This is a genomic window from Streptomyces sp. NPDC059787 (assembly GCF_042732315.1).
Lineage (GTDB): Bacteria > Actinomycetota > Actinomycetes > Streptomycetales > Streptomycetaceae > Streptomyces > Streptomyces atrovirens.
In genome coordinates, this window is record NZ_JBHWHX010000016.1 from 127,366 (window position 1) to 146,175 (window position 18,810).

The 18,810-nt window shown below is 70.8% G+C and carries 15 protein-coding genes, 1 tRNA gene and 1 riboswitch; of the genes, 13 read left to right on the plus strand and 3 right to left on the minus strand.

Going from position 1 to position 18,810, the window contains the following annotated elements:
* The first annotated feature begins 9 nt into the window (after positions 1 to 9).
* The 11 genes from ACFV5H_RS17890 to ACFV5H_RS17940 all read left to right on the plus strand — a co-directional run bounded on the left by ACFV5H_RS17890 (position 10) and on the right by ACFV5H_RS17940 (position 12,660).
* Positions 10 to 657: a SurA N-terminal domain-containing protein gene (locus ACFV5H_RS17890; RefSeq protein WP_385050262.1), complete on the plus strand. Its 648-nt coding sequence runs from the start codon at positions 10 to 12 to the stop codon at positions 655 to 657.
* Positions 658 to 727: 70 nt separating this feature from the next.
* Positions 728 to 1,723 (plus strand): nucleoside triphosphate pyrophosphohydrolase, encoded by a 996-nt coding sequence (locus ACFV5H_RS17895; protein ID WP_385050264.1) that lies wholly within the window; start codon positions 728 to 730, stop codon positions 1,721 to 1,723.
* 279 nt (positions 1,724 to 2,002) lie between these two features.
* The gene (locus tag ACFV5H_RS17900) at positions 2,003 to 3,265 is read left to right on the plus strand and encodes a cytochrome P450 (RefSeq protein WP_385050266.1); all 1,263 of its coding nucleotides are present in this window, start codon (positions 2,003 to 2,005) and stop codon (positions 3,263 to 3,265) included.
* Between the two features lie 203 nt (positions 3,266 to 3,468).
* The gene (locus ACFV5H_RS17905; RefSeq protein WP_385050267.1) at positions 3,469 to 4,500 is read left to right on the plus strand and encodes a transglycosylase family protein; all 1,032 of its coding nucleotides are present in this window, start codon (positions 3,469 to 3,471) and stop codon (positions 4,498 to 4,500) included.
* Positions 4,501 to 4,705: 205 nt separating this feature from the next.
* A riboswitch (cyclic di-AMP (ydaO/yuaA leader) is annotated at positions 4,706 to 4,874 on the plus strand.
* Positions 4,875 to 4,877: 3 nt separating this feature from the next.
* On the plus strand, positions 4,878 to 5,600 hold the full coding sequence (locus tag ACFV5H_RS17910) for a transglycosylase family protein (protein ID WP_385195705.1): 723 nt from the start codon (positions 4,878 to 4,880) through the stop codon (positions 5,598 to 5,600).
* A gap of 233 nt (positions 5,601 to 5,833) precedes the next feature.
* Positions 5,834 to 7,123 carry a phosphopyruvate hydratase gene (gene eno, locus ACFV5H_RS17915; RefSeq protein ID WP_385050271.1) on the plus strand — a complete coding sequence of 430 codons (1,290 nt, stop codon included), beginning with the start codon at positions 5,834 to 5,836 and terminating at the stop codon, positions 7,121 to 7,123.
* 135 nt (positions 7,124 to 7,258) lie between these two features.
* Positions 7,259 to 7,735 carry a septum formation initiator family protein gene (locus ACFV5H_RS17920; protein ID WP_385050273.1) on the plus strand — a complete coding sequence of 159 codons (477 nt, stop codon included), beginning with the start codon at positions 7,259 to 7,261 and terminating at the stop codon, positions 7,733 to 7,735.
* A gap of 32 nt (positions 7,736 to 7,767) precedes the next feature.
* Positions 7,768 to 8,301 carry a DUF501 domain-containing protein gene (locus ACFV5H_RS17925; protein ID WP_385050275.1) on the plus strand — a complete coding sequence of 178 codons (534 nt, stop codon included), beginning with the start codon at positions 7,768 to 7,770 and terminating at the stop codon, positions 8,299 to 8,301.
* On the plus strand, positions 8,298 to 9,263 hold the full coding sequence (locus ACFV5H_RS17930; protein ID WP_385195707.1) for an exopolyphosphatase: 966 nt from the start codon (positions 8,298 to 8,300) through the stop codon (positions 9,261 to 9,263). Before ACFV5H_RS17925 ends, ACFV5H_RS17930 begins: the two co-directional genes overlap by 4 nt.
* A gap of 418 nt (positions 9,264 to 9,681) precedes the next feature.
* On the plus strand, positions 9,682 to 11,073 hold the full coding sequence (locus ACFV5H_RS17935; RefSeq protein ID WP_383454461.1) for an NAD(P)/FAD-dependent oxidoreductase: 1,392 nt from the start codon (positions 9,682 to 9,684) through the stop codon (positions 11,071 to 11,073).
* A 288-nt stretch (positions 11,074 to 11,361) separates the two neighbouring features.
* Positions 11,362 to 12,660: a class I SAM-dependent methyltransferase gene (locus ACFV5H_RS17940; RefSeq protein ID WP_385195709.1), complete on the plus strand. Its 1,299-nt coding sequence runs from the start codon at positions 11,362 to 11,364 to the stop codon at positions 12,658 to 12,660.
* Between the two features lie 324 nt (positions 12,661 to 12,984).
* Here the strand turns inward: ACFV5H_RS17940 and ACFV5H_RS17945 are convergent, their stop codons facing one another.
* The gene (locus ACFV5H_RS17945; RefSeq protein WP_385050280.1) at positions 12,985 to 15,513 is read right to left on the minus strand and encodes an ABC transporter permease; all 2,529 of its coding nucleotides are present in this window, start codon (positions 15,511 to 15,513) and stop codon (positions 12,985 to 12,987) included.
* A gap of 59 nt (positions 15,514 to 15,572) precedes the next feature.
* A complete protein-coding gene (locus ACFV5H_RS17950; protein ID WP_385050282.1) occupies positions 15,573 to 16,343 on the minus strand; it encodes an ABC transporter ATP-binding protein in 771 nt (256 codons plus the stop codon).
* Between the two features lie 390 nt (positions 16,344 to 16,733).
* Here ACFV5H_RS17950 and ACFV5H_RS17955 point away from each other — a divergent pair.
* Both ACFV5H_RS17955 and ACFV5H_RS17960 read left to right on the plus strand, forming a co-directional pair.
* A tRNA-Leu gene (locus tag ACFV5H_RS17955) sits at positions 16,734 to 16,820 on the plus strand.
* Between the two features lie 504 nt (positions 16,821 to 17,324).
* Positions 17,325 to 18,218, plus strand: a complete 894-nt coding sequence (locus tag ACFV5H_RS17960) for a Bax inhibitor-1/YccA family protein (protein WP_385050284.1) — start codon at positions 17,325 to 17,327, stop codon at positions 18,216 to 18,218.
* A 262-nt stretch (positions 18,219 to 18,480) separates the two neighbouring features.
* On the opposite strand, the gene ACFV5H_RS17965 is transcribed toward ACFV5H_RS17960, so the two are convergent.
* Positions 18,481 to 18,711 (minus strand): DUF4287 domain-containing protein, encoded by a 231-nt coding sequence (locus ACFV5H_RS17965; protein WP_030870003.1) that lies wholly within the window; start codon positions 18,709 to 18,711, stop codon positions 18,481 to 18,483.
* Between the last annotated feature and the right edge of the window lie 99 nt (positions 18,712 to 18,810).

Here is an 18,810-nt window from a genome sequence, read left to right on the forward strand (position 1 = left end):
GAGGTCTCCTTGCACCGCCGCCGTCGCACCGCGCTCCTCCTCACCGCCGCGATCGCCGCAGCGGCGCCCCTGCTCACCGCCTGCGGGAACGACGCGCACCCCGGTGCGGCAGCCGTCGTCGGCGGCGAGCGGATCACCGTGTCGCAGCTGGAGAACCGGGTCGACGAGGTCCGCGCGGCCCAGCGGGCGGCCGTACCGGACGACGCCCAGTACCAGCAGGCCATCGCCCGCACCGGCAGCCTCACCCGCGACACCCTGCACGGCATGGTCCTGGACCGGGTGCTGGAGCGCGCCGCACAGGACGCCGGCGTGACGGTCACGGACCGCGAGGTCCAGCGGATGCGGTCCGGTCTGGAGCAGCAGGCCGGCGGCGCCGAGGCGCTGGAGGCGGCCTGGCTGCAGCAGTACGGCATCCCGCCGCAGCGCCTCGACGCCAACCTCCGCCTCCAGATCCAGGCCCAGAAGCTCGCCCAGCAGCTCGGCACCGACACCGGCCGGCCCGAGTTCTGGCAGGCGCTGTCCGAGGCGGGCAAGAAGCTCGACATCGACCTCAACCCGCGCTACGGCGACTGGGACGTCGAGAAGAGCAGCCGGGTCGACGCCAGGGCGCCGTGGGTGCGGGACGTCACGGCGACCGGGATGCCGCAGACGCTCTGACCCGCCGCCTGTGGACAACCGGCCTGTGGACAACTCGGGGGCTGTCGGCGGGGTGGGCTAGTTTCGCAGTGTGAACGCAATCAGCCCCGCACCGGACTCCGGGTCCGCCCCCGGCCGAGTCGTCCTGCTCACCACCAGCCACCGTGTCGCGCCCGGCCTGCTGTCCTGGCCGGCCTGGCAGGCCCTGCACGCGGCCGACAGGGTGCTGTGCGCGGACGGCGCCCACCCGCAGCTGCCGTATCTGCGGGAGGCGGGGACACCGGTCGAGGAGGCGGCACCGACCGCCGAGGAGATCGTCGACGCCTGTGCGGGCGGGCGGACGGTGGTGGTCGTGGCGACGGGGGAGGGTGAGCCGACGCTGACCGACGGGCTGGCGCGGCTGGCCGGGACCGGCAGGGTGCGGATGCCCGAGCTGGAGCTGCTGCCCGCCTCCTACGACCTGCCGGGCGCCCGGCTGCTCGACCTCGTGCAGGTCATGGACCGCATCCGCGCGGAGTGCCCGTGGTCGTCGCGGCAGACCCACAAGGGCCTGGCGAAGTACGGCATCGAGGAGGCGTACGAGCTCGTCGAGGCCATCGAGGAGGGCGACCGGGACGAGTTGCGCGAGGAGCTGGGGGATGTGCTGCTCCAGGTCGTCTTCCACGCGCGGATAGCGGAGGAGGACCCGGACGCCCCCTTCTCGGTCGACGACGTGGCCGGCGGGATCGTCGCCAAGCTCATCCACCGTCACCCGCACGTCTTCGGTGACGAGACGGCCGAGACCCCCGAGGACGTCAAGGAACACTGGCTGCGCACGAAGGCGATCGAGAAGCGGCGCGAGTCCGTGACCGACGGCGTCCCCCTCGGCCAGCCCGCCCTCGCCCTCACCGCGAAGCTGGCGTCCCGCGTCCGCACCGCCGGTCTCCCCGTCCCCCTTCCCGCGGGCGAGGGCATCGGCTATGAACTGCTCACTCTGGCGGTTCGGGCGGAGGCGGAGGGGGTGGATCCGGAGGCGGCGCTGCGGGCGGCCGCGAGGGTGTATCGCGACGCGATACGGGTTGCGGAGGGTGGTCGGGGCGAGGGTTGAGCGTGGGGTGCGGGCAGGAGTTCTTCGCCCCCGCCGCCCCTTCCCTCCCTCACTCCCGGCTTCGCTCGAGCGGGAGGGCTCCCAGCGTCCCCGGGGGCGCTGTCCCCGGACCCCTTCGCGCCCACGCGGCGGAGCCGTATGTCGACACAGCCCCGCGCCCCCCCAAAGGGGCGCGGGGAACCGCGTGAACAACCCCGACGCACCCGCGCCCACCGGACGACCCCAGCCACCCGAGCTCCGCCGCGCCGCCCTTCCCGCGCCGCCCGTTAGGGTCGCCGCATGCATGACCAGCCCATCACTCCCGAACTCTTCAGCTGGGAGTTCGCCGCCGATCCCTACCCCGCCTACGCCTGGCTGCGTGAGCACGAGCCCGTGCGCAGGACCCGGTTGCCCAGCGGGGTGGAGGCCTGGCTGGTCACGCGGTACGCCGATGCCAAGCAGACCCTCGCCGACAACCGGCTGTCCAAGAACCCCGCGCACCACGACGAGCCCTCGCACGCCAAGGGCAAGACCGGTATCCCCGGGGAGCGCCAGGCGGAGCTGATGACGCACCTGCTGAACATCGACCCGCCGGACCACACCCGGCTGCGCCGGCTGGTCAGCAAGGCGTTCACCCCGCGCCGGGTCGCCGAGTTCGCGCCCCGGGTGCAGGAGCTCACCGACGGGCTCATCGACCGGTTCGCGGACAGCGGCTCCGCCGACCTCATCCACGAGTTCGCCTTCCCCCTCCCCATCTACGCCATCTGCGACCTGCTCGGTGTCCCGCGCGAGGACCAGGACGACTTCCGGGACTGGGCGGGCATGATGATCCGTCACGGCGGAGGACCGCGCGGCGGGGTCGCCCGGTCCGTGAAGAAGATGCGCGGCTACCTCGCCGAGCTGATCCACCGCAAGCGCGAGGCGCTCCCCGCCGAACCCGCTCCCGGCGAGGACCTCATCTCCGGCCTCATCCGCGCCTCCGACCACGGTGAGCACCTCACCGAGAACGAGGCCGCCGCCATGGCGTTCATCCTGCTGTTCGCCGGTTTCGAGACCACCGTCAACCTCATCGGCAACGGCACCTACGCCCTGCTCACCCACCCCGGCCAGCGTGAGCGCCTGCAGGGGGCCCTCGCCGCCGGGGAGCGCGGGCTGCTGGAGACCGGTGTCGAGGAGCTCCTGCGGTACGACGGTCCCGTGGAGCTCGCCACCTGGCGGTTCGCCACCGAGCCGGTCACCATCGGCGGGCAGCGCATCGCGGCCGGCGACCCCGTCCTCGTCGTGCTCGCCGCCGCGGACCGGGACCCGGAGCGGTTCGCCGACCCGGACGTGCTCGACCTCGGCCGGCGCGACAACCAGCATCTGGGGTACGGCCACGGCATCCACTACTGCCTGGGCGCCCCGCTGGCCCGCCTGGAGGGCCAGACCGCGCTCGCCACCCTGCTGACGCGTCTGCCGGACCTGCGGCTCGCGGCGGAACCGGCCGAACTCCGCTGGCGGGGCGGGCTCATCATGCGCGGCCTGCGTACGCTTCCGGTGGAGTTCACCCCTCCGCGGAAGTGACGGCCCGGGCCGCCGTCCGCTGTGCCCCCGAGTGGACCAGCGCAAACATGACACGCGCTCAACTCTGTGATCTTCACGTGATCTGCGCGGCATGAACTTGTGACAAGTGATCGTCTGCGGATACGTTCACCCATCAAGTGCGGTGCATCGGTTCGTTTTCCGTTCGCCGCGCCGGTCATTGCTGTCTTGCGAAAGGTCTCCGCATGCTCTCCGGGAACGGTCGGCACCGCCGCCCCCGCCAGGCTCCGGCTCTCCTCGTCGCGGCCGGGGTGACCGGCTCCGCCATCGCGATCCCGCTCCTCGGGGCCGGCAGCGCCAGCGCGGCCGACGGCGCGACCTGGGACCGGGTCGCCGAGTGCGAGTCCGGTGGCTCGTGGAGCCAGAACACCGGCAACGGCTACTACGGCGGCCTGCAGTTGACCCAGGACGACTGGGAGAACTACGGCGGACTGGACTACGCGACCAGCCCCGACCAGGCCAGCCGCGGCCAGCAGATAGCCGTGGCCGAGAGGATCCTCGCCGACCAGGGGGTCGGCGCGTGGCGCACCTGCGGACTGACGGCGGGCCTGAACCAGGACTCGACGTCGGCCGACATCGACACGGGCGTGGCGGAGGGCTCGACCTCGGACGCGTCCGGCTCCTCCAAGTCGTCCGACTCTTCGGACTCGTCCGGATCGTCGGACTCCGGCGATTCATCCGCTTCGTCCTCCTCGTCGGCCACGTCCGACCCGTCGTCCGGCGCGGAAGGGTCGGAGGGCGGCGAGGGTGCGGCCGGTGAATCGGCCAAGTCCGGCAAGTCGAGCGACTCGGACACGGATTCGGACACCGGCTCCGGCGACGGATCCGGCACCTCCTCCTCCGCCTCGGCCACCCCCAAGAGTGACGAGTCGGACAAGTCCGGGCAGACCACCGGTTCTTCCGAAGTCACCGACACCGAAGGCACCGGTACCGGCCGCCACCGCGGTGTCACCGCCGAGGAGGGCGGGACGGAGGACCGTACGTCGGAATCGTCCGGCCGGCATGCCTCGCGCGGCACCGACGCCTCGCGCGACGCCGCCGACGGCTCGTACACCGTGCGCACCGGCGACAGCCTCTCGTCCATCGCCGACTCCCTTGAACTGGGCGGCGGATGGCGTTCGCTCTACGCCGAGAACGAGCAGGTCGTCGGCGCCGACCCGGACCTCATCCTGCCGGGTCAGGAGCTCGAGGTCGGGGTCGAACCGGACGAGAAGTGACGCCCGAAAGGGCCCGGACGCGGCGGCAGTTGGCGTCATGATTCGCGGCGAATGTCCGTTTTAAAGACTGTGAGAGATAGGTCTCAGAGGCCCTGATCGTCTTTGAAATTCCGCGGATCGCGTGTCTACGGTCGTGACCGCTCGCCACCGCGGGCCCCGGCTGCCGCCACGCCGAATCCTGCCAGTGGCAGCACGGGAACAGTCGTCGCGTCATGCGCCGTAGGCAGGAGCGGGGGACCCAAGGTAAGCGCCCCTTCCGGTGGTTGACACCGGACAGGGCTTGGGGTGAAGCCGCGTCCCGTGAGGGACGTGGCCGGGCAACTCAACCGGCCCGAACCCGACAGCTCACCTCGCAGGCGTCGGTGAGGGGATCCACCATGCTGTTTTCCGGCAAGGGCAAGCACCGTCGTCCGTCCAAGGCCACCCGCGCGATCGCCGTCGCCGGTGTCACCTCCGCCGCCGTCGCCGTCCCGCTGATGGCGGCCGGCAGCGCCTCCGCCGCCACCGCCTCCGAGTGGGACACCGTCGCCCAGTGCGAGTCCGGCGGCAACTGGTCCATCAACACCGGCAACGGTTACTACGGCGGCCTGCAGTTCTCCGCCTCCACCTGGGCCGCGTACGGCGGCACGCAGTACGCCTCCACCGCCGACCGGGCCAGCAAGGCGCAGCAGATCGAGATCGCCGAGAAGGTCCTCGCGGGCCAGGGCAAGGGCGCCTGGCCGGTCTGCGGCACGGGCCTGTCCAACGCCGCCTACGCCGGTTCCTCCTCGAACGACTCCGGCTCCTCGCAGAGCACCGGTTCCACCGGGACCCGTGAGACCGAGCAGAAGGCCTCCCGCTCCACCGAGCGCCCGGCCGCCGAGCAGAAGACCGAGAAGCGGGTCGAGCGGAAGGCCGAGGAGAAGACCGTCACCACCCCGACCGGCAAGAAGGTCGAGAAGGGCGACGGCGAGTACAAGGTCGTCAAGGGCGACACCCTCAGCTCCATCGCCGCCGAGCGCGACGTCGAGGGCGGCTGGGCCGAGCTGTTCGAGCTGAACGACGACATCGTCGACGACGCCGACCTCATCTACCCGGGCCAGCAGCTGCACCTCAAGTAAGCGGCTGCCCCCTGCTCCCCGCCCCGGTGCGTCTTCCCCCGTACGCGCCGGGGCGGGGTTTTTTACGGCCGGGTTTCCGGAAACGGCTTTGTTCCGTTCGGAAACAATTTACTCTCGGTTCTGTCCACGGGACGGGCGGCCGGATGGCCGATCGCCCGGAGCCGGTTAGGCTCGGTCTCGCAAGACCCTCCGGGGTCCTGCCCACCCGCGTCACATCCAAGAAGGAGATGCTCGTGCCGTCCATCGACGTCGTCGTAGCCCGGGAAATCCTGGACTCCCGAGGCAACCCCACGGTCGAGGTCGAGGTCGGCCTCGACGACGGCAGCACGGGTCGTGCCGCCGTCCCGTCCGGCGCCTCCACCGGCGCCTTCGAGGCCATCGAACTCCGTGACGGCGATGCCAACCGTTACCTGGGCAAGGGTGTCGAGAAGGCCGTCCTGGCCGTCATCGAGCAGATCGGCCCGGAGCTCGTCGGCTACGACGCCACCGAGCAGCGCCTGATCGACCAGGCGATGTTCGACCTGGACGCCACCGACAACAAGGGCTCCCTCGGCGCCAACGCCATCCTCGGCGTCTCGCTCGCCGTCGCCCACGCCGCCTCCGAGGCCTCCGACCTCCCGCTCTTCCGCTACCTGGGCGGCCCCAACGCGCACCTGCTGCCGGTGCCGATGATGAACATCCTGAACGGCGGCTCGCACGCCGACTCCAACGTGGACATCCAGGAGTTCATGATCGCCCCGATCGGCGCGGAGTCCTTCTCCGAGGCCCTGCGCTGGGGCACCGAGGTCTACCACACCCTGAAGAAGGTCCTGAAGAGCAAGGGCCTGGCCACCGGCCTCGGCGACGAGGGCGGCTTCGCCCCGAACCTCGGCTCCAACCGCGAGGCCCTCGACCTCATCCTCGAGGCGATCAAGGAGGCCGGCTACACCCCCGGCGAGCAGATCGCCCTCGCGCTCGACGTCGCCGCGTCCGAGTTCTACAAGGACGGCTCCTACACCTTCGAGGGCAAGGAGCGCTCCGCCGCCGAGATGACCGAGTACTACGCCGAGCTCGTCGAGGCGTACCCGCTGGTCTCCATCGAGGACCCGCTGTTCGAGGACGACTGGGAGGGCTGGAAGACCATCACCGCCAAGCTCGGTGACAAGGTCCAGCTCGTCGGCGACGACCTGTTCGTCACCAACCCCGAGCGCCTCGCCCGCGGCATCGAGGAGGGCGCCGCCAACGCCCTGCTGGTCAAGGTCAACCAGATCGGCTCGCTGACCGAGACCCTGGACGCCGTCGAGCTGGCCCAGCGCAACGGCTTCAAGTGCATGATGTCCCACCGCTCCGGCGAGACCGAGGACGTCACCATCGCCGACCTGGCCGTCGCCACCAACTGCGGCCAGATCAAGACCGGCGCCCCGGCCCGCTCCGAGCGCGTCGCCAAGTACAACCAGCTCCTGCGCATCGAGGAGATCCTCGACGACGCCGCGGTGTACGCCGGCCGCAGCGCGTTCCCGCGGTTCCGCTCTGCGGACCAGTAGGCACAGCGCTCTGCGGACCAGTAAGCACGGCAAGGGCTGACACCCGTAGGCAGCGTCGTACGTACGTCCCCGTACCCGGTCCCGTACCGTGTGCGGGGACGTACGCGCGTATGACGGTGAACGAGAGGCGGGAACATGGCGGTCAAGGACCGGGACCGTTTCTCCACCGCGACCAGGATCCGGCTGATCGGTGAGCAGACCGCGGCCCGGGTCTACCGCTCGCAGACCAAGCGCCAGGCCCGCCGCTCCCGGCTGACCGGCCGGGCCGCGCTGCTCGCCCTGGTGGTCTGCTCCCTGATCGTCGCCCTCGCCTACCCCATGCGGCAGTACGTCTCCCAGCGCGCGGACATCGCCGACCTCCAGCAGGAGCAGGACGAGGCCCGCCGGCGGGTCGAACGGCTGCGTGACATGAAGGCCCGCTGGCAGGACGACGCGTACGCCGAGCAGGAGATCCGCAGGCGGCTGCATTACGTCCTGCCCGGCGAGACCGGCTACATCGTCATCGACCCGGGTACGGCGAAGCAGTCCCGCACGGATCCCGAAGCCGCCGACCGCCCCTGGTACGCGAACGTCTGGGACGGCGTCGACAAGGCCGACGCCGCCGACCAGTGACCTCTTACATGGAAAGCCCCGGAAAGACAGGTATGGAAACGCCTCCGCCCACGACCCCCCGCACCGAGCCCACCGACGCGGACGTCGAGGCCTTCAAGCAGCAGCTCGGGCGGCCCCCGCGCGGGCTGCGCGCCATCGCGCACCGCTGCCCCTGCGGACAGCCGGACGTCGTGGAGACCGCCCCGAGGCTGCCCGACGGCACCCCCTTCCCGACGCTCTACTACCTCACCTGCCCGAAGGCGAACTCCGCGATCGGGACGCTGGAGGCGAACGGCGTGATGAAGGAGATGACGGAGCGGCTGGCAACCGACCCGGTGCTGGCGGCCGCGTACCGCGCGGCGCACGAGGACTACGTCCGGCGCCGCGACGAGATCGAGGAGCTCAAGAACTTCCCCAGCGCGGGCGGCATGCCGGACCGGGTGAAGTGTCTGCACGTGCTGGTCGCCCACTCGCTGGCCGCGGGCCCCGGCGTCAACCCGCTGGGCGACGAGGCGCTGGCGATGCTGCCGGAGTGGTGGCGCAAGGGCACCTGCGTGACGCTTCCCGTGAAGGAGGACGGCCGGTGACCCGGGTCGCCGCCATCGACTGCGGCACGAACTCCATCCGGCTGCTGGTGGCCGACGCGGATCCGCAGACCGGTGAACTCACCGAACTGGACCGGCGGATGACGATCGTGCGGCTCGGCCAGGGCGTCGACCGTACGGGCCGGCTGGCGCCCGAGGCGCTGGAGCGGACGTTCGCCGCCTGCCGCGAGTACGCGGAGGTCATCAAGGAGCACGGCGCGGAGCACCTGCGCTTCGTCGCCACCTCCGCCTCCCGCGACGCCGAGAACCGCGACGAGTTCGTGCGCGGGGTGGTGGACATCCTGGGGGTGGAGCCCGAGGTCATCACCGGTGACCAGGAGGCCGAGTTCTCCTTCACCGGGGCCACCAAGGAGCTGACGGGCCGGACCGATCTGCACCGCCCCTTCCTGGTCGTGGACATCGGCGGCGGCTCGACCGAGTTCGTCGTGGGCGACGACCACGTGCGCGCCGCCCGCTCCGTGGACGTCGGCTGCGTACGGATGACCGAGCGGCACCTGGTGCGGGACGGGGCCGTGACGGACCCGCCGGCCGAGGAGCAGATCACGGCCATACGGGCCGACATCGAGGCCGCCCTCGACCGCGCCGAGGAGACGGTCCCGCTGCGCGGGGCGCACACCCTGGTCGGCCTGGCCGGCTCGGTCACGACCGTGTCGGCGATCGCCCAGGACCTCCCCGAGTACGACTCCGAGGCCATCCACCACTCACGAGTCTCCCGCGACCGCGTCCGCGAGATCACCGAGTGGCTGCTGCGCTCCACCCACGCCGAGCGCGCGGCGGTGCCCTCCATGCACCCGGGCCGGGTCGACGTGATCGGCGCCGGGGCCCTGGTCCTTCTGGCGATCATGGAGCGGATCGGCGCGGAGGAGGTCGTGGTGTCGGAGCACGACATCCTCGACGGCATCGCCTGGTCCGTGGCCCAGGCCTCCTCTACTACTGATCAGTAGCACTCCGCTGAGCAGTCGGGATGGCGTTTGAGCGGCGCCCGGGGGGCCTTTCGGGTCCCCCGGCGAGGCTCCGCCGGGAAAGTTCGTGAAGTTCTTCACAAGGAATTGGCCCCGGGAGAACGAAGAAGTGATCCCGGTTGACCCATTCGGGCCCTCAACACCCCTTTGAACACGTTCAGAAGGTGATCGCGGGTGTCCCGTCGGGGACCATCGTACGGGCTCGGCGGCCGGCCTCACGGTGCCGCCCGAGTGGCAGAGAGGCAGCTCACGCGGCATTGACAACGTCCCGCGCGGGACACCGGTTCCCGTTTCGCGCTGTGATCTGGATCAAGGAGTGCGGGATGGTAACACAGGCCCTGTCGAAGCTTGTGAAGGGGCGCACGAGGTACCCCCCTGAGGCGGGTGGATACTCGATGGCATGAGCACCACGGAGCGTCCCAGGATCCTCGTAGTAGGCGGTGGGTACGTAGGCCTGTACGCAGCTCGGCGCATCCAGAAGAAGATGCGTTACGGCGAGGCGACCGTCACCGTCGTCGACCCGCGGTCGTACATGACCTACCAGCCCTTCCTCCCCGAAGCCGCCGCCGGCAGCATCTCCCCGCGGCACGTCGTCGTCCCGTTGCGACGCGTGCTTCCCAAGGCGGAGGTCCTCACCGGCCGGGTCACGACCATCGACCAGGACCGCAAGGTCGCCACGATCGCCCCCCTGGTGGGCGAGGCGTACGAGCTGCCCTTCGACTACCTGGTGATCGCGCTCGGCGCGGTCTCCCGCACCTTCCCGATCCCCGGCCTCGCCGAGCAGGGCATCGGCATGAAGGGCATCGAGGAGGCCATCGGCCTGCGCAACCACGTCCTCGAGCAGCTCGACAAGGCCGACTCCACCACGGACGAGGAGATCCGGCGCAAGGCGCTCACCTTCGTCTTCGTGGGCGGCGGCTTCGCCGGCGCGGAGACCATCGGCGAGGTCGAGGACATGGCCCGCGACGCCGCCAAGTACTACAAGAACGTGTCCCGTGAGGACATGCGCTTCGTCCTCGTCGACGCCGCCGACAAGATCCTCCCCGAGGTGGGTCCCAAGCTCGGCAAGTACGGCAAGGAGCACCTCGAGGGCCGCGGCGTCGAGGTCTACCTGTCCACGTCGATGGACTCCTGCGTCGACGGCCACGTCGTGCTGAAGAACGGCCTCGAGGTCGACTCCAACACGATCGTGTGGACCGCGGGCGTCAAGCCGAACCCGGCGCTGTCCCGCTTCGGGCTGCCGCTGGGTCCGCGCGGTCACGTCGACACCGAGCCGACGCTCCAGGTCAAGGGCACCGACTACATCTGGGCCGCGGGCGACAACGCCCAGGTCCCGGACCTCGTGGGCCGCAAGGCCGGCAACGAGAACGCCTGGTGCCCGCCGAACGCCCAGCACGCGCTGCGCCAGGCCAAGGTCCTCGGCGACAACGTGGTCTCCGGCATGCGGGGCTTCCCGCAGAAGGAGTACAGCCACGCCAACAAGGGCGCGGTGGCGGGCCTCGGCCTGCACAAGGGCGTGGCGATGATCGTCATGGGCAAGATGAAGATCAAGCTCAAGGGCCGGCTCGCCTGGTACATGCACCGTGGCTACCACGGCATGGCGATGCCGACCTGGAACCGCAAGATCCGCGTCTTCGCCGACTGGACCCTCGGCATGTTCCTCAAGCGTGAGGTCGTGTCCCTGGGTGCGATCGAGTCGCCGCGCGACGAGTTCTACGAGGCGGCGAAGCCGGCGCCCGCGCCGGCGGCGGCCAAGCAGGAACCGAAGAAGACCGAGGCCAAGGCTTCCTGACCTCCGGTCACCCTCTGAAGGGGCCACCCGCCATCCGTGGTGCGGGCGGCCCCTTCGGCGTTCCCGAGGGGCCGACGGGGGCCCGCCCGTCCGTCCGCCCGCCCCGCCGAGCCGGGCCGACGGACGGGCCGGACCCGGAGTCGGAGGGGCGGAGCCCACAGGGCTCGCTTCCGCGCGTGCGATCCAGCGTTTTGCCCGGAGAAGACGCGCGCCGGGGACTGCCGGCCCACCCCCAGGTGTTTACGTGGTGACGACATTCCGGGATTCCCCGTCACGGAGGTGTACACCATGCCAGACGCCGCCTCGCGGCTGAAAGGCCACGTCGAACAGCTGATCAACGCTCCCCTCCCCGTCCGCGTCCGCGCCTGGGACGGATCGCAGGCCGGCCCCCCGGACGCCCCCACCCTGGTCGTACGCAACCGCCGGGCCCTGCGCCATCTGCTCCGCAAGCCGGGCGAACTCGGCCTCGCCCGTGCCTGGGTGGCCGGCGACCTCGCCGTCGAGGGCGACCTCTACACCGCCCTCGACCGGCTCGCCGGCTTCGTCTGGGAGCGCGGCGAGGACGCCCGTACCCTCGTCCAGGCCCTGCGCGACCCCGCCTTCCGCTCCGCCGCCCGCGGACTGATCGCCCTCGCGGGCCCCCCGCTGCCGCCCGCCCCGCCCCGCGAGGAGGCCCGCCGCCCCCGCCGCGGCCTGCACACCAAGCACAGCGACCGGCGCGCCGTCAGCCACCACTACGACGTCGGCAACGACTTCTACGAGATCGTCCTCGGCCCGTCCATGGTGTACTCCTGCGCCTACTGGCCCGCCCCGCCCCCGCGGGGCACCCTCGAACAGGCCCAGCACGACAAACTCGAACTCGTCGCCCGCAAGCTCGCCCTGAAACCCGGTCAGCGGCTGCTGGACGTCGGCTGCGGCTGGGGCTCCATGGCCGTCCACGCCGCCCGCGACCACGGCGTGAGCGTCGTCGGCGTCACCCTCTCCCACGAACAGGCCGCGTACGCCCGTAAGCGCGTCGCCGACGAGGGCGTGACCGACCGCGTCGAGATCCGCGTACAGGACTACCGGGACGTCACGGACGGCCCGTACGACGCCGTCTCCTCCATCGGCATGGCCGAACACGTCGGATCCGAGCGCTACCTGGAGTACGCCACCGCCCTGCACCGGCTCCTCAAGCCGGGCGGACGGCTGCTGAACCACCAGATCGCGCGCCGCCCGCAGCGGGACGAGACGTCGTACCGGGTGGACTCCTTCATCGACGCCTACGTCTTCCCCGACGGTGAACTCGCCCCGCTGGGCACCACGGTGTCCCTGCTGGAACGTTCCGGCTTCGAGGTGCGCGACGTCGAGTCGATCCGCGAGCACTACGCGCTCACCCTGCGCCGCTGGGTGGCGAACCTGGAGGACGACTGGGCCCGCGCGGTGTCGCTCGCCGGTCCGGGACGGGCCCGCGTCTGGCTGCTGTACATGGCCGCGTCCGCCCTCGCCTTCGAACGCAACCGCCTCGGCGTCAACCAGGTCCTCGCCGTCAGGACCCCCGGATCCGGCGCCTCCGCCCTCCCCCTGCGCGCCCGCACCTGGACCTGATCCGCACACGGCGAAGGGCCCCGCTCCACCCGGAACGGGGCCCGCGTCACACCCTCAGGGGGCGTCGTTCGGATCTTGCCGGGGTCGCGGGTCCCGGCGCCGCTCCCCCACTCTCGGCTTCGCTCGAGCGGGAGGGACCCCCACCGCCGCGTTGTCGTCGGTTGCCAGGGCTCCGCCCTGTCGCCCTCCTCCGCCTTGCGACGCTCCCCCACTGCCTGAAAGGCGTGGGGGGTACCCCCACCACCGGACCCCGCTCGGCCCAGCTACGAGGCACCGCTCACCGGAGCCGGCCTTGATCCGAACGACACCCCCTGGCCGTGGCTCCTACTCGGCCTTGATCGCCTGCAGCATGTTCAGCCGGGCCGCCCGCCGTGCCGGCCACAGCGCCGCCAGCACACCCACCACCGCGGCCAGCAGCAGGAAGACCCCCATCCGGGCCCACGGCAGGACCAGTTCGTACGTCGCCATCCTCGACCCCACCAGCTCACCGGCCGCCCAGCCGAAGAACACGCCGAGGCCGAGGCCGAGCACCGCGCCGAACAGCGAGATCACCAGGGACTCCAGCCGGACCATCCGCTTGATGCCCGTGCGGTCCAGGCCGATCGCCCGCAGCATGCCGATCTCCTGGGAGCGCTCGAACACCGACATCGCCAGCGTGTTGACGACGCCGAGGACCGCCACGATCACCGCCATCGCCAGCAGGCCGTAGACCATGTTCAGGATCATGGTGAACATCTTCGCGATCTCGTTGGAGAGGTCCTGCTTGTCCTGGACCTTGATCGCGGGGTTGGTGCCGAGGGCCTTCTCCAGCGAGTCCTTCGCCGCGTCGGACGTACCGTCGGCGGTCTTCACCATGACCATCATGTCGTCCGGTTCCGACTCGTGCGGGTCGAGGACCGCGGTGTCGATCATGATGCCGCTCATCATCTCGTTGGCCTGGTAGACACCGGAGACCGTGAGCTTCTGCTTCTCGTCGTCCTCATAGGTGACGGTGAAGTCCGAACCGGCCTTCCAGCCGTACGACTTCGCGGTGTCCTCGTCCACGACGACCCGCGTGCCGCCGACCTCGAAGGCGCCCTGCACCACCGGGAACTCGGTCAGCTCGCCGATCGTGGCGCCGTTCACGCCGGTCAGGTACTCGTCCTCGCCGTCGACGAGGGCGTAGGCGTTGCGCATCGGACTGGTGACGGTGACGTCGTCGGCCCGCTTCAGTTCCTTCTCGACGTCCGGCGACAGCGGGTGTCCGTTCGCCATGGACACCATGTAGTCCGCCTCGATCGCGGAGGCCGCCATCTTGTCGATGGACTTCTGCAGGCTGCCGGCCATCACCGTCATCCCGGTGATCAGGGTGAGCCCGATCATCAACGCCGACGCGGTGGCGGCGGTACGGCGCGGGTTGCGCACCGAGTTCTGCCGGGCCAGCTTCCCGGAGACCCCGAAGACGCGCAGCACCGGCCCCGCGGCGGCGATCAGCGGGCGGGACAGCAGCGGGGTCAGGACGAAGACACCGATGATCAGCAGGACGGCGCCCAGCCCCATCGGGGCCTGGCCGTCGGAGCCTTCCATCGTCGTGGCCGCGAGGACCACCGCGACACCGGCCGCCGAGAACAGCGCGCCCAGCGTGTTGCGCAGCACCAGCGACTTGGTGGTCGCCGCGGCGTGCACCGAGCTCATCGCCGCCACCGGCGGGATCTTCGCGGCCCGGCGGCCGGGCAGCCACGCGGCGAGCACGGTCACCAGGATGCCGACCGCGAACGCGGAGCCGACCGTGCCCGGGCTGATCACCAGGGGCCCGTCGGGCATGGGCGCGTCCAGCGTCCCCATCAGGGAGCGCAGCCCCGCGCCGATGCCGACACCGGCGACGAGTCCGGCGACGGCGGCGACCGCGCCGACCACGAACGCCTCGATCAGCACCGACCGCGTGACCTGACGCCGGGAGGCGCCGACCGCGCGCATCAGGGCCAGCTCCTTGGTGCGCTGGGCGATCAGCATGGTGAAGGTGTTGGCGATGATGAACGTGCCGACGAACAGCGAGATCCCGGCGAACACCAGCAGGCCCTGCTTCAGGCCGCCCATCGAGGCGGCGATCGCCTCCGCCTGGTCGTCGGCGAGCTGGGTGCCCGTCGTGGTCTCCACGACGTCGGACGGCAGCGCCTTCTCCAGCTGGGCCCGCAGCGCGGTGTCGCTGACGCCGTCCTTCGCCTTGACGGCGATCTCGTCGAAGGTGCCCGGCTTGCCGAACAGCTTCTGCGCGGTCGCCGTGTCGAACAGGGTGAGGCTGCCGCCGGCCGCGACATTGCCGTCGTCGGTGGTGAAGACGCCGGTGATCTCCGGCTCCAGGACGGGTCCGTCGACCGACATCCTCACCTTGTCGCCGACCTTGTAACCGGCCCGCTTCGCGGTCTCGGAGTCGATGAGGATCTCGCCCTCACCCTTCGGCGCGCGCCCGTCGACCAGCGGGTACCGGGGGTCCTTGGTGCCCCAGTAGTTGCCGCCCTGCGACTGGAAGCCGTTGCCGAGCAGCTTGCCGTCCTTGTCGGCGATCGCGGTGAAGCCCTGGACGGTGCCGATGGCCTGTGCGGCGCCGGGCACGGCGGCGCTGTCGTCGACCAGTTCGCGGGTCAGCTCCCGGTACTCGCCGACCTTGTCGCCCTCCGCCTCCTTCCACTGGGGGGTGACGGCGACGTCGACGTGGTCGAATCCCTTGGCGGACTGCTTCTGCAGGGCGTCGGAGAGGCTGTTGGTGAAGACCAGGGTTCCCGACACGAAGGCCACGCCGAGCATCACGGCGAGCACGGTCATCAGGAGCCGGGCCTTGTGCGCGAGGACATTGCGCAAGGCGGTACGGAACATGGAAGTCTTCTCGAGTCCAGACGTACGGAGGAGGGGCGGGCCGGTGAACGGGCGGGGCGTCAGCTGGTGCGGCCCTTGGCGTCGAACTGCTTCATGCGGTCGAGCACCGAGTCGGCGGTAGGCCCGTACACCTCGTCCACGATCCGGCCGTCGGCGAGGAAGACGACGCGGTCCGCGTAGGCGGCGGCGACCGGGTCGTGCGTCACCATGACCACCGTCTGCCCCAGCTCGCGCACGGAGTTGCGCAGGAAGCCCAGCACCTCGGCGCCGGAACGGGAGTCGAGGTTTCCGGTGGGCTCGTCGCCGAAGATGATGTCCGGCTTGGACGCCAGCGCCCGCGCCACCGCGACCCGCTGCTGCTGACCGCCGGAGAGCTGCGAGGGCCGGTGGCTCAGCCGGTCCGACAGGCCGACCATCCGGATCACGGTGTCCAGCCACTCCTTGTCCGGCTTGCGGCCCGCGATGTCCATCGGGAGGGTGATGTTCTCCAGCGCGGACAGCGTCGGCAGCAGGTTGAACGCCTGGAAGATGAAGCCGATCTTGTCCCGGCGCAACTTGGTGAGCTGCTTGTCCTTCAGCGAGCCCAGTTCGGTCTCACCGATGCGGACGGAACCGGAGGAGAAGGTGTCGAGGCCGGCCACGCAGTGCATCAGCGTGGACTTGCCGGACCCGGACGGGCCCATGATCGCGGTGAACTCGGCCTGCCGGAAGGCGACGGAGACCCGGTCCAGGGCGACCACCTGGGTCTCGCCCTGGCCGTAGATCTTCGAAAGCTCCGTGGCGCGCGCGGCCACGGCGGTGGTCCGGTCGGCGAGGGGTGCGGTGGTCACGGGATGGACGCTCCTGTCGGGACGGTGTGTTCTCGGGGACGTCGTCCATCGTTCCGCCGCTTCGCCGCCGTGTAGTCAGCCGCTGCTCCGGTTCCGGGGGGCGACTCGGGAGGGACCACCGGGCGCGGCGTCATACCTGGGGATGACGGCGGCCCCTGAGCCGGGGGTGCGTGGAACGGGTGGAGCGCCCTTGTTCGGACGGTGAAATTCCGTCATTCCGTGTGCGTGACGGAACGTCACACGCAAGGCTGTTGGCGCGTACTGACGGCGAGTTCGCGGTGCTGATGCACCCTCAGGCGCCAATAAAATAAGACAAGATCGGCCCCTCCCGCCGCTGTCGACGGGAGGGCCACCGATAGGCTCGGGACCGCGAAGCGGGGCCCACGGCCTGCCCGGATGGTGGAATGCAGACACGGCGAGCTTAAACCTCGCTGCCCCTGAGCGGGCGTGCCGGTTCGAGTCCGGCTCCGGGCACCACCACGTATGCCGTTCCCACGCGCCGGCCGCGACCCCGGCGCTCTCGGCATCCGCGCAGCACCCGCGCGAGCGGCGCCCCCGGCGGCGGGGACCGCTCGGACCACACCTCCGCGCGACCGGTCCGGGGGAACGGACCGCCCGGGATCCGCCGGGTCGCGGCCCGCGGGTCCACCTGGTACGCCGTCGAGACCTCCGGCGGACTGTGGGCCCGGGGCTCCGGACCGCCCCCGGTGACCACGTCCCGCGTCCCGCCGCCCGGGCCCGCCCCGGACGTCTCCGGCCACCACGTGATCGTCGGGGAGACGAACGGATGATCTCCGGCCGGTTCCGGGGAGGTACCGGGTCGGTCATGGTTCGGTGCCTCACGGTGAAGGGAATCACCCGGCCGCGTAGCGTGTTGCGCAGCACAACGAGGGAAAGATCCTCCCCAAGCATTAGGGTCATTCCTTTGCCTACCTATTACTCTTGAGCCAAGGCCGCGCAGTGTGGCCATGGAGGAGTGAAATGAGGAGCAGTAACCCGGTCTTCTCGCGACGGGGGTTCGGCCGCGACAACGGCTACGCGGGCTTCAACACCGCGCCGCAGGCCGGGGGCCCCGCTGTCGCCACGCAGGCCAACCCGTACGCGCAGCCGACAGGCAACCCGTACGCCCAGAACCCCTACGCGCAGCAGGACCTGCAGTACGGCGCGCCGCCGCAGGCGCCGGCCACCACCGGCCGGATGACCATCGACGACGTCGTCATGCGCACGGGCACCACGCTCGGCGTGCTCATCGTCACCGCGGCGCTCTCCTGGGCGCTGCTGCCGGTCGACGACGCCAACATCAGCCGGTCCTACGGCATCGGCATCGGCGCCGCGCTGATCGGCATGGTCCTGGCGTTCGTGCAGGCCTTCAAGCGCAAGGCCTCGCCGGCGCTGATCCTGACGTACGCCGCGTTCGAGGGCGTCTTCCTCGGCGTGATCTCCAGCATCGTCGACAACCGCATCGCCGACGGTGCGGCCATGCAGGCCGTGATCGGCACCATGGCGGTCTTCGCCGGTGTGCTGGTGGCCTACAAGGCCGGCTGGATCCGCGTCAACCGCCGCTTCTACGGCTTCGTGATGGCGGCCGCGCTCGGCTTCATCCTGCTGATGGCCGTGAACCTGCTGTTCGCGGTGTTCGGCGGCGGTGACGGCCTCGGCTTCCGCAGCGGCGCGCTCGGTGTCGTCTTCGGCGTCATCGGCATCATCCTCGGTGCCTGCTTCCTCGCCCTGGACTTCAAGCAGGTCGAGGACGGCATCGCCTACGGTGCCCCGCGCGAGGAGGCCTGGCTCGCCGCCTTCGGCCTCACGATGACGCTGGTGTGGATCTACATGGAGTTCCTGCGGCTCATCTCGATCCTCAACAGCAGCGACTGACAGTAGTCACCGGTCGTACGGACAAGGGCCCCGGGTTCTCACCCGGGGCCCTTCGTCGTGGCGGCACGCGCCAGGGAGTGTCGTTTGGATCTTGCCGGGGCCGGGGCCGGGGGCCCCGGCACGCGCATCTGCCGCGTTGTCGTCGGTTGCCAGGGCTCCGCCCTGGCGCCCTCCTCCGCCTTGCGGCTGCACGCACCGGACCCCGCCCGGGTCGGCTACAAGGTGCCGTCACCTGAAGCCGGCCTGATCCGAACGGCACCCCCTAGAGCAGTTTGCGCGCGGCCCTCCTCAGGTCGTACTCGTGGACGATCGCCTTGGCGTGGCCGTACGCCAGGTCGTACTCGTGCCGGAGCCAGCTGACCTTCTCCTCGAAGCGGAAGAGCGCCGGGCCTTCTTCGACGGTGCGCAGCCAGTCGGAGATCTCACGGCCGGTGCAGTGGGGGATGCGGGCGAGCATGTTGCGGTGGGTCTCCTCGGAGAGGACGTGGGACATCGGCGCCTCCGGACGTATGGGATGTAAGCCGGTCCTTCAGGTCACCGTGCCCGAGCCGCCGCCCGTTGGCAACAGTCCCGTCACGCCGCGTACGCTCGC